General features: G+C 27.6%; 10 protein-coding genes. All 10 read right to left on the bottom strand.

Going from position 1 to position 12,418, the window contains the following annotated elements; genetic code table 11:
- Nucleotide 1: 1 nt before the first annotated feature.
- Nucleotides 2-1,738 (bottom strand): ABC transporter ATP-binding protein, encoded by a 1,737-nt coding sequence (locus tag ABDZ71_RS01610; protein WP_343758174.1) that lies wholly within the window; start codon nucleotides 1,736-1,738, stop codon nucleotides 2-4.
- Nucleotides 1,739-1,868: 130 nt separating this feature from the next.
- Nucleotides 1,869-2,858: a helix-turn-helix domain-containing protein gene (locus tag ABDZ71_RS01605; protein ID WP_343758171.1), complete on the bottom strand. Its 990-nt coding sequence runs from the start codon at nucleotides 2,856-2,858 to the stop codon at nucleotides 1,869-1,871.
- 295 nt (nucleotides 2,859-3,153) lie between these two features.
- Entirely contained in the window at nucleotides 3,154-3,957 is an 804-nt protein-coding gene (locus ABDZ71_RS01600; RefSeq protein ID WP_343758169.1) for an ABC transporter ATP-binding protein, read from the bottom strand.
- Nucleotides 3,950-4,945 carry a FecCD family ABC transporter permease gene (locus tag ABDZ71_RS01595; RefSeq protein WP_343758167.1) on the bottom strand — a complete coding sequence of 332 codons (996 nt, stop codon included), beginning with the start codon at nucleotides 4,943-4,945 and terminating at the stop codon, nucleotides 3,950-3,952. The genes ABDZ71_RS01600 and ABDZ71_RS01595 overlap by 8 nt, the downstream gene beginning before the upstream one ends.
- Nucleotides 4,946-4,959: 14 nt before the next feature.
- Entirely contained in the window at nucleotides 4,960-6,069 is a 1,110-nt protein-coding gene (locus ABDZ71_RS01590; RefSeq protein WP_343758165.1) for an ABC transporter substrate-binding protein, read from the bottom strand.
- Nucleotides 6,070-6,100: 31 nt separating this feature from the next.
- Nucleotides 6,101-8,236: an ADP-ribosylglycohydrolase family protein gene (locus tag ABDZ71_RS01585; protein WP_343758163.1), complete on the bottom strand. Its 2,136-nt coding sequence runs from the start codon at nucleotides 8,234-8,236 to the stop codon at nucleotides 6,101-6,103.
- 96 nt (nucleotides 8,237-8,332) lie between these two features.
- Nucleotides 8,333-9,286 (bottom strand): aldo/keto reductase, encoded by a 954-nt coding sequence (locus tag ABDZ71_RS01580; protein WP_343758161.1) that lies wholly within the window; start codon nucleotides 9,284-9,286, stop codon nucleotides 8,333-8,335.
- 457 nt (nucleotides 9,287-9,743) lie between these two features.
- A complete protein-coding gene (locus ABDZ71_RS01575; RefSeq protein ID WP_343758159.1) occupies nucleotides 9,744-10,829 on the bottom strand; it encodes an NAD/NADP-dependent octopine/nopaline dehydrogenase family protein in 1,086 nt (361 codons plus the stop codon).
- A 149-nt stretch (nucleotides 10,830-10,978) separates the two neighbouring features.
- Nucleotides 10,979-11,701, bottom strand: coding sequence for an amino acid ABC transporter ATP-binding protein (locus ABDZ71_RS01570; RefSeq protein ID WP_343758156.1), 723 nt, complete (start codon nucleotides 11,699-11,701; stop codon nucleotides 10,979-10,981).
- Nucleotides 11,694-12,344, bottom strand: a complete 651-nt coding sequence (locus ABDZ71_RS01565) for an amino acid ABC transporter permease (RefSeq protein ID WP_343758155.1) — start codon at nucleotides 12,342-12,344, stop codon at nucleotides 11,694-11,696. Before ABDZ71_RS01565 ends, ABDZ71_RS01570 begins: the two co-directional genes overlap by 8 nt.
- Nucleotides 12,345-12,418 lie beyond the last annotated feature (74 nt).

Raw genomic sequence — 12,418 nt, 5'->3', positions numbered from 1 at the left:
ATTAGCATACCTCCTTTGTATTTATTTTAAAGTTAAGAGAATCCTGATATTTTTTGTACATTTCATTATATAATCCTTTAATTTTTAATAATTCATAATGGTTTCCTTCTTCTTTTATTTCCCCTTGTGAAAGAACCACTATTTTATTTGCATCTTCTATAGTAGAAAGTCTATGTGCAATGACAAGAACTGTTTTATTCTTTGATAAATTAGAAATTGCCTTTTGAATTTCCATTTGATTTTCTGCATCTGAAGAAGCTGTAGCCTCATCTAAAATAATAATAGGTGCATCTTTTAAGATAGCTCTTGCAATAGCAATTCGCTGTTTTTCTCCACCAGATAACTTAATATTTTTGTCTCCTATAACTGTATCTAGTCCTTTGTCTTTAATTAAATCACTGCAAGAAGCAAGTTTAGCTGCCTTTATAATTTCTTCATCTGTAGCATCTGTTTTTCCCATTTTAATGTTATTTCTTAAAGTATCATTAAAAATTATAGTATCTTGAAAAACAAAACTTATTTTTTTCATAAGTTGATTTACTGGTATTTTTCTAATTGGAATATCACCAATTAAAATTTCGCCAGAATTTACATCCCAAAATCGAGCAGCAAGTTTTGCAATAGTACTTTTACCACAGCCAGATTCTCCAACTAATGCAGTAAGCCTTCCTTCTTCTGCTACAAAAGAAATATTATTAATAACTTGTTTTTCCTTAGTATAACTAAAACAAATATCATTAAATTTTATAGAATAATTTTTAAAATCTACAGTTTTTTTAGAATCTTCAAGTTCTTTTTTAGAGAGAAAATCTCTAATTTGTTGATAAGATTGATTAATCATAGGCATTGTATCTGTAAATTCTCCTAATTTTACTAATGGCACTGAAAAAGAAAAGGACATTAAAAAGAAAAACATAACTTTTCCAATATCAGCTTCACCTCTTAAAAATAATATTCCTCCTACTGGCAAAAGAATTAAAAGACTGGATTTTATAAGTATTGCAAAACCAGACATATATCTCCAACAAGATTTATACCAATTTAGAACATGATATTTGAAGTTGTCTACATTAGATTCAATCTTTCTAACAGCCTTATCTGTTTTGTTGAAAGATTTGATAACTGTCATTCCTTGAATATATTCTATGATAGAGAAATTCATTCTCATTAATGAAGTCGAATAATTTTGCATTTTTTCTTCGCTGCCCTTCATCATTCCAGATAGTATTTTATAAGCAATAGGAATCATTATTACCGTTGCAAGAGCCATCTTCCAATCTAAAATAAAAAGTAGAATTCCAACAAAGATTGGGACTCCTAAGCTTGATGATACTTCTGGTACATAATGAGCAAGAAATTTTTCTAGAGATTCTACATCGTCTACTATCAATTTTTTATAGTAACCACTATTTTGTTTAGTAACTTCTCCAAGAGATAACTTTTCAAGTTTATCAAGTATCTTTAAACGAATACCACATAATAAATCTGCTGTAGCTTTATGAGAAATAAAGGAAGATATAGAAAAACAAATAAATCTCATAGCAATACCTATAATTGCACCTAATATATATAATTCAACATTATAGTTTAAATTATATATTTCTATAATAATTTTGAAGGTACAATAATATGGAATTATAGAAAAAATAACGGATAAAAATCCTAAAATTACAGAGAAAGAAAATTTCACTCTCTCTTCTTTACAAATACTCATAAGTTCTTTTATACTGTTAATCATAATAATTTTATTGCATAATAGTAATTAAATAACTATTTCTGCTTCCCCCTTTCAAATAAATAAGACGATATAATCTATATTTAAGATTATATCGTCTTATTTATTTTCTTTCTGCCTACAAAAGGAGTTTTTATGCTCCAAAACGAAAATATTTTGGAGTTTCTCCATAAACCTCTTTAAAATTTTTAGCAAAATGACTTGCATTAGTATATCCTACAGCAGAACACACTTCACCTATATTTAATTCTTTTTTCTCTAATAGTTCTTTTGCTTTTATCATTCTTATATGTTTTAAATATCCAAAAATAGTCATATTATAAACTTGTTTAAATCCTTTTTTTAGTTTATAAGCATTCATATTTACTTCTTTAGATATTTTATCAATTGTATAAGGTTCTACCATGTTTTCTTCAATAAGCTGCCTAGCTTTTTCAATAGATTCAACAGCTTGTTTGTCTAAAAATAATATATTATTTTTACTTTCTAATAATTTAATTTCTTTTTCCCATACAAAAGATAATGCTTCTATAGCTTTGCTTTGTAAATACATAAGCTTACCAATACTAGAAAAATCACAATCTTTCATTTTTAAAAAGGTTGATTTTAATTCTGATCTTGGTCTATGTGGTTTAGTTAGTTCAATTGCTCTAGATGACATTTTAAAATCATTTAACTCTTTATGATATTCATTATTTAATAAACTTTCTTCAATAAAACGCTTATCTGCTATAATCGTAATATATTTGATGTTTCTACCTGAAATAAATTTAGTAATTCCACACATCTCTTTTCTAAAATATACACTTATACTTCCACTACTTAAATTCATATCTTTTGCTTTTAATTCATTATGAAAAAGGTTCCCCTCTAAAATATAATTTACCTCATAAGGAGGATCTATAAGATTGTATTGTAATTCAATAGATTTTTTTAAATTTAAATCAGTAATACAAAGTTCTAACCCATTTTTAAATCTTATTTGCTCCAAACTTCCCTCTCCAAATTCGGGACTTACATAATATCTTTCATACATTCCTATCTTTTTATTTTCAAAATTACACTTTTTTACGAAAAACTTATAAAAATCATCTGCATTACTAATAACAATTTCTTTATTCATATAAATCCCCCTTTTAGCTGTTCTAATCTAGATATTAAAATAATTCTCTATACGGTAATAATTTATGAAAACATTTTATGTTAATAACTTATTATATTGACTAAAGAATTTCAGTGATACGGATTCTCATTATCAATAATTATATTGTATTAATTTATTATTGTAAAGTTTACAAATATTCTTATATAGATTTATGTACAAAATTTAGATATACATACCCTAAATTTTGTACATAAATGACTATTTTAAATAAGTTATTCATATATATTTTATCTTTACATATTTGATCTTTATACTAATTAATTACTGTCTTATTTTTACTAAGTCCGAGAGGTAGTATAGTATTATATACTTTGTTATCTTTTGAGTAACTTATTATTTCTGTATCTATATCAAAATACTGTTTCATATTTTCTTTTGTTACAATTTCTTTAGTGGAACCTAGCACATGATTATTTTCTCCTATAATTAAAGTATTTTGAGCTACTTTAAGAGCATGATGTGGAAAATGAGTATTAATAATTATAGCCATTTGTTTTTTAGAATTTAACTTTTCTATAATATTTAATATTTTCATTTGATTTTTTAAATCTAAATTAGATTCCGGTTCATCCATTATTAATATTTTAGGATCCTTTATAAGAGTTCTTGCTATAAGTACCATTTGAAGTTGTCCTCCACTTATTTTGTTACAAGAAGCATTTTGAAGATGAAGAATACCTAATTGTTTTAGCATCTCTTTAGCTTTAGAATATTCTTCTTTTTTAGGCAATCTACCCATTCCGATGTAAGGAGATAATCCCATGACAACCATTTCTAGCACTGAAAATCCGAAGGATACATTTTTAGCTTGAGGAACATAACCAACTTGTTTCCAAAAATCCTTTTGATTAATATCTTTATTAGATATATTGTTAATAAAAACTTCTCCAACTCTAAACTTAAAAAATCCCATTAAACATTTAATAAATGTAGTTTTACCTGTACCATTTGGACCTAATACAGCTAAAGTTTCACCTTTTTTAACTTCAAATGACAAATCTTTAAAAAGGGTTCTTCCTTTATCATAATTAAATGCTACTTTAGACACTTTAATCATTCCATACCCCTCCTGTTTTATGTAATAAGTAAGCAAAAAAAGGTGCACCAACAATTGATGTTAATATAGATAAAGGAATTTCAGCAGAAGTAATAGTTCTAGCAAAATTATCTACCACTAATAAAAATATAGCTCCTAATAACATAGCCCCAGGAAGTAAAATTTTATTGTTATTACCTATCAGCATTCTAGTGAAATGTGGAATAACAAGTCCAACAAAAGTAATCATTCCACAAGCAGCAACTGAAGTAGCTGTAATAGTTGTAGCTAATACAATTGAAAGTAATCTTATTCTTTTTATATTTACACCTAAAGATATAGCTTCTTCTTCATTAAGTGAAGCTATATTTAGCTGCCATCTTATTTTATATAAAATAAATATACTAGTAAGGATAATAGGAGCTGTTCTTATAACTGTACTTACTGTTACTTTTGATAAACCTCCCATCAACCAAAAAACAATTGTTGGTAATTGGTTATCTGGGTCTGCAAAATATTGAAGTAAAGATATTCCAGATGAAAAAACTGAACTTACAATAATTCCAGATAAAACTAACATTAAAACACTAATACTTCCATTTTTCTTTGCTATCATGCATGCTATTGCCATGGATAATAAACCAAATATAATAGAAGATATTTGAATTCCTAAAGTACTACCTATAAATAGTATTCCAAAAGCTGCTCCAAATCCTGCTCCTGATGAAACACCTAATATATGCTCACTAACAAGAGGATTCCCAAAAATAGCTTGCAGTGTTGCTCCTGAAACTGCTAATCCACTTCCTATTAATATAGCCATTACTATTCTTGGAATTCTTACTTTCCATAAAACTAACATAGAAGTACTACTCTTTGTTGGATGAAAAAGTCCATTTAAAAAAGCTGTTGGATTCATGGAATATCTTCCTAAACCTATACTTACAAATACCATTATAACTAATAGTATTGTGGCTATTATAAAAAATAACTTATAATTCTTTTTCATTCCTATCTCCTAAACTATTTAATAAATTGTTTGTAATTTTCACTATTTTTATTTGCTTTTATATTAAGTATTTCATCTACTTCTTCTTCATTTATATCAGTATTATATAAGAATTTATATTCGTCTTTAACTATGTTACGTAAATTTGTATCTTCAAATTTATCTGGTGTAGCAAGCATAGCATACCAATACCATAATATAGTTGGGTTATCTAGTTGAGATACATCTGGAACAACATAAATTTTTTTATTTTTTACTGCTTTTAGATTTTTAAATAAGCTATTATTCATTATTTTTTCAGGAGTTACTTTTCCTGATTTAAATGCCGTTGAATTAATTATAATCATATCTGGATTCCATTTTAAAAGTGTTTCTGTGTTAATCTTTTCTCCTGGTTTATTAAGTTTACCTATAGTATAAGCTGCATTTTCTACTCCATGTACTGATGTATGTGGAAGAACAGTTCCCCAAACTCCAATTTCATTTCCGTTTATTTCATCTACAAAAACATGATTTAATTTTTCTTCTTTTTTTATAGATTGAGTAACTTTTTTTACTTTGTTACTAGCTTCATCTTGTCTTTTTAATAATTCATCCATTCTTTTTTGTTTACCTATACCTTGGGCATAAGTTTTATATCTTTCAATATCATCATTCCAATCGCCCCAATTAACTGTAATTACTGGTATATCAGCTTTTTCTAAAGGTTCCCATCTTTCTTTTCCACCTACATGCCATTGATATACTACATCTGGTTTTAATGATAATATTTCTTCTACATTTGGATTGAAACTAGTTCCTTTTGCACTAATATCACTTTTTATATTTAATAATTCTGGATAATGTTTTGCTAAAACTGATCCTTTAAGATAATCTTTATTTGCAGCATTCATTCCTAAGAATCCATCTGTTGTTTGAGTAATAGAAAACATTGCAGTTGCTTCTTTTGGGAAAAGCACAAAACTATCTGCATATTTATCCATTACTACTTCTTTACCTCTACCATCTTTAACCTTAACCTCTTTATTTTCAGCAGCTTTATTTCCGCAACCTGCTAAAACTATACTACTTACAAGTACTGATCCTACTATTTTTACTAAGTTTTTATCTTTTAATAATTTCATTTATAATTTCTCCTTTGTTTTCAATTTTCTATTATTTAGCTGGAGTTACTTTGTATTTATTGACTTTTATTGCTCCATCTTCCACAATAATGGCAGCTGCACCACTACTAAGTTTTTTAGAATAAGGATTGATTCCACTAACTTCTATTCCTAAAGCTTCTCCTTTAATTTCATCCCCTATTATTTGAATGTTAAAATCAATATTTTTTATATCGAATTCAAAATCACAAGATTTTTCATCAATAACAATTTCTTCTTCATCATATTTTGCAACTAACTTTAATGTATTTTTATTAGTAAGTAAAAGTGCAATATATCTTTTTAATCCTCTGCACCTTATTCCTATACCACCACTTACAAAGTTATGAGGCATTATTTCGGCAGATGCTTTATAATTTTCCCAATCTCTTGTTCCTTGGCTTAATACTGCTATTTCATCAGTTAAAGAAAGTCTAATATAAGGGAGAAAATTTCTTAAGTTATCTGTCATATTTACATTTCCAATCCAAGTAAAGTTCCACCATTTTTCTAATGAAATTTTTTTATCTTCAGGAATAAGTATTGAATTAGGCTCACTTTTCCAATCTATATAATTAATAATCACCTTACCTTCTAATGTTTCTTCTTTTCTTGAACCTTTTATTTCAAATCCTACTTTACCTATTGGTCTTCCTTTAGTATTTGGAATTTTGTATGTAATTTCTGTTATATCATTTCCTTTAACAATCTTTTTATATGAGGAATATAGTGTTATATATTCATCTTTATCAGCATTTAACTTTACAAATAATCTAGCTTCTACTTCATTATTAGGTGAAATCAACCCCATTTTTATTACTTGTCCTGAATATAAAGTTGGAGAGGCAGTTAATTTATAATAAGGTAAATCTCTTTTATCATATTCTTCAAGAGTTAAGGCCTCCGCTCTTATACTTCTTGATATAGTCATCATTTTATAGCATATTTCTAATCCTTTGATGTCATTTATTTCTTTAGAAGTAGTATCTATTATTTCTGTATATGGGCAGTATAAGTTACCTTTAGCTAACTCAAAGCCGTGTAAAGATCCTGGTAAGCTAAAATTAAATCTAGCATTATTCTTAGGATTAACTTCACTTATCCCTCTCATTTTTCTAGCCATATTAACAATTCTATAGGTTAAATTAGTACAATCTGTAATTGCTTCTCCACCTTCTGCATAAGGAACATATACTAATCCTTTCATTGGCTTAATATAGTTTGCATCTTTATTAATTCCTTTTACTCCTGTTGATACTCCTAAAATAGTTCCAACTACTGCAGAATTCCCATCAGCATCCCATCCGCAAGTATCTACAATCATCATTGATTTAGAAAATTTGTTTTCACCATAAAGTAATGCTAATATTACTATTCCATGATTTGGCTCTGTTGGGCACTTGCCTGGGTAATGATTATAACTATGGTTTTCATATAAATATTTAAAAGCTTCATGGAAGTCTTCTGTTTTTTCTCTAATCTCTAATAATTTTTTATTTATCTTATAAATATTGCTATCTTCTGGAACAAATTTTAGAGCTCTTTCTAGATTTTTTTTCATATCCTTTTCAGTAAACGCCATAGCTATGATTGCTGCAATTATTCTAGCCCCATATATGGCCTCACCATCATGATGTACACTTACAGCTTCTGATACTAATTTAACTGCTAAAGCTGGGTCATCTGGGCATAATAATCCCCAACAATCCATAAAGATTTGTCCTCCCACTTGTTGAGCTACTATAGAACCATTAGTTTCTATACTACCAGTATGTGGTGGAATCATGCCTTTTTTCAAATTAAGATATGCTGTGTGTTCTGTAGATACTCCTTTACCGGACCATGCTACTGCTGATTCATGTTCTACAAGTCCATTTAACCAAACTTTTCCTATATTTTGTGCTAAAGTATCTTCATTATAATCATAATCTTCTATAGCTCTTGGAAATAAAAAAGTTCCTGTAATATCATCATCTGGTTCTACAATTTCCTCTTCCTTTTCTTGAAGGTAATACCATACTTCTCCATGTTTCTTTATTATATCCTGATACAAAGCTCCTTCTACAGGATGTCCTAAATATACTCCTATAACTTTTCCTAATACACCAGCATGTACTTTTTCTATATAATCCTTTGGTAATTTATTCATATAATTTATTCACCTCTTTTTTACACGTCTTAATATTTATTTTTATACAATAAATTAGTAATTCTATAATGATATAATTATAAATTTAATATATTTCTACCATATGCGCATAGGATATACATTCATAAATTCTGCAACTTCGTCTCTTAATATGTACATTTTTTTGCATAATTCCATTGCTATTTCATATCTTTTTTCAAGTGGTATAGTATTTATTTTCTTTCTTACTTTTTTATCAATTAATTGAATTTCCTCTTTTGAATAAGGAACATGATTTTCTAGTGCAAAAACAGCATCATCTACATGTTTTTTATTACTAAAGCCTCCTAATACTGAGTGGATATATGGATTTGATAAAAGATAATCATAAGCAGCCTGTACAAGTGTTTGATTTTCTCTAATCTTAATTACATCAAAAACTTCTTTAAATTGTGGTATTATACCTGTACCCAGTGGATTCATGCTAATATTACTTATTCCACTTTCATAAGATGCTTTTAAACCATCTATCCTTGCTTTTGAATTTATTAAATTATATCCAACTATATTAATATCAAAAGGATAATCTTTTACAACCTTTTTCAAATCTTCATTTTTCATATGTGTAGTTATACATATATGTTTTATTAGCCCTTCTTCTTTTGCTTTTTCCATTTCTTTAAGTGCTCCAAAAGATTTTACACCTTCCCAATCTAAAAAGCTTTTAACTCCCCAAAAGCATGTAAAGAAATCTAGACTATCTAAATTTAGTCTTTTTAAACTAGTTTCTAATCTTTTCCTAAAATTATTATGATCACCATCTAAGCATTTAGAAGAAATGTAAAAGGGTAAATCTCCTTTTTTCATTTCTTTAATAGCTTTTCCTAATATAATTTCAGATTGATCCTCACAATAAAGCACTGCTGTATCAAAAAAATTAATACCTTTCTTGTAGGCATGTAAAATAGTTTCTACATGTTCTTCATGATTTTTAGCATTTTCAAAACGTTGTGCTCCAAAAGCAATTTTGGATATTTCAATATTTGCTCTCTCTAATTTGATATATTGCATAAATCTCCTCCTAAGTCTTTGACTATATTTAAAAGCCAATTTAAATTATTCCATAAAATTTTGTTTGAATAATTTTAAATGATGTATATACATCAATTTTTTTTAGTTTAGCAATTTATATATTTAATGTCAATGGTAATGATTTTCATTTTCAACTAAATCCACATAATAAATCATTTTTGAAAGATACAGAAGGTTGTTACATTGTTGATATAAGTGCTATTACTTAAAATATAAAAAATATAAAATATTTTTAAACTATACTTTAAATTTTATTCTAATACTTTATTAAATATTGGGTTTTTAAACTTATAAATAGTAAATTTACAGAATATAACTTTAATAATGTTACTTAAATGTATTATTAAAACTAATAGTAAAACATAAATTTTAATAAAAAAATAGCTAATAAAAACAATTGTTTTTATTAGCTATTTTTTATAGACTATTAATTTATTTATTCCCCTTCAATTATAAGCTTCATTATTTCATCTATAGTCATATTAGAAAGACCAAGATTTTCAAGTGAACGGGCATTACTTGTTAAATCTTTATGAAGCATAAATTCACACAATTTAGCTATAAGTTCCATTCTCTCTACTTTTAATCCTAGCTTTTTACCTAAAGATATAAAAGGTACTAATCCCATAGGAATATCTTCTGTAATATATCTAGTATCAAGAGATTTTTGACCATATACACCTTCATAAGCTTTTGTGTTTCTAAAAATCTCACTTATATTTTTTCCTTCAGCATGATATTCTACTCTATACTGATCTTTAATAGCATCCATTTCATATCCTAATTTTTTAGCTATATTTAATCTTTCATTGTCCAATTCTTCTATTAAATCACCAACAGACTTAGTTATTCCGTCCCAATAAAAAAGCCATTCTTTTCCAGATTCTATCATTGAAGTGTTAAGAAGTGTTGCTGCTGGATGAATAATTGGATTTGTATTATCTAAACTAGTTAACATTACATTTGGGAGCGGTTCAATTTGAGGATATGCACATCTTAAAAGTTCTACTACTTTTTTTGTTCTAACTGCCGGTAATGTAGCTACTTGTAATCTATCTTTTATTCCAAGTATCCGTGCTGTACCTATCTTTATTGCTCTACATGCATAAATTAATGTACTAGTTTCAGCAATTGTTATATCTGCTGTACAATTTTCATCTAATAAAACTTTTCTAAATGCTAATGCGCCAAAAGTAGCTCCAGGATGAAGTACAACAACTTGCCCATCTTTTAAATATGGAGCACATGCTTTAGCAATATCATTGTGTGCTAGTGCTGGTGCAATTACCATTACAATATCTGCATTGCTAACTGCTTCATCTAAATTATTTGTAGCATGTACTTTACCAAATCCTTCAACTGCTCCTTCTAAAAATATACCACCTTGCTTATTTATTATATCTATAGGCTCTTTAAATATATCATAGATTTTCACATCAAATCCCATTAACCCCAAATGACCTGATACTGATTGTCCACCATTTCCCGCTCCTATTATTGCCCATTTTAAGTTTTTGTTCATATAAAAATGCCCCCTTACTTAGCCTTTTACATATTATATATTTTGTATTAAGTTTCATAAGTAATTTAAATCCCTTAATCTAAGTATATTTTAAAATTATTAATGATATATTAAAATACACATTTACTTTTAAAAGAAACTTTCAATTATTATAGTATTTTAGATAAAAATGCTTTTGTTCTTTCATGCTTTGGATTATCGAAAAATTCCTTTGGAGAATTTTCTTCAACGATTACTCCACCATCCATAAATATAACTCTATCTCCAACTTCTTTAGCAAATCCCATTTCATGTGTTACCACTACCATAGTCATCCCTTCTGAAGCTAATTTTTTCATAACTTCTAGAACTTCTCCTACCATTTCTGGGTCAAGGGCTGATGTAGGTTCATCAAATAACATTACTTTAGGTTGCATGGCAACGGCTCTTGCTATTGCAATTCTTTGCTTTTGCCCCCCTGAAAGTTGAGATGGATAGCTATTAGCTTTATCCTCAAGGCCTACTCTTTTTAAAAGATTAAGAGCTATTTTATTAGCTTCATCTTGAGCTATTCCTTTAACTTTTCTTGGAGCTATAGTAATGTTATCTAATATAGATAAATTAGGGAATAAATTAAACTGTTGAAAAACCATTCCCATTCCTTGTCTTATTTTATTAATATCAATTTTTTTGTCTGTTATATTTTTATTTTCAAAAATTATTTCTCCATCTGTTGGAGTTTCAAGTAGATTTAAGCATCTTAAAAAAGTACTTTTACCAGAACCACTTGGTCCAATAACAACAACAACTTCTCCTTTTTCAATTTCTGCATCTATTCCTTTTAAAACTTCAAGTTTACCAAACTTTTTGTGTAAATTTTTAACTCTAAGCACCTGTTTTCAATCTCCTTTCAAGAGAACCTACTAATTTAGATAATAAGAATGTTAATATAAAATACATAATAGCTGCTACTATTAATGGCTCAAAAGGCTTAAATATATTACCTCTAACCGTATCTGCATTATACATAAGTTCATGAATACCTATTATAGAAGCTACAGATGATTCTTTAACAACTACAATAAATTCATTACCAAGTGCCGGTAAAATATTTTTTATTGACTGAGGTATAATAATAAATCTCATACCCATTGAATTTGGCATACCTAATGATCTTGCAGCTTCCATTTGTCCTTTATGAACTGATTGTATACCTGCACGGATTATTTCAGCAATATAGGCGGAACTATTTACTGATAAAGCTATAATACCTGCAGCAATATCTGGAAGAGTAATGCCTAAATTAGGAAGTCCATAATATACAATATATAATTGCACAAGTGTAGGAGTACCTCTTATAAATTCAATATAAGATGCTGATATGATATTTAACACCTTATTTTTAGATAGTTTCATTATTGCAAGTAACAATCCTAATATAGATCCTATTAATACTGTAAAAAATGCTAAAACTATTGTTATTTTAACTCCATCAAAGAAAAACATGTAATACTTAGATAAAAAACTAAAGTCCAATTGTATTTCCTCCCTTATACTTTTGTAATCACACTGTTGTCTAATATAGCTTTATAAAACAAATGTTAGGCAAC

Origin of the sequence: Clostridium oceanicum, from assembly GCF_039521385.1 — a bacterium.
Classification (GTDB): Bacteria; Bacillota; Clostridia; order Clostridiales; family Clostridiaceae; genus Clostridium_F; species Clostridium_F oceanicum.
Note: the sequence above shows the minus strand (reverse complement) of the source record. Positions and strands in the feature narration are given on the sequence as shown.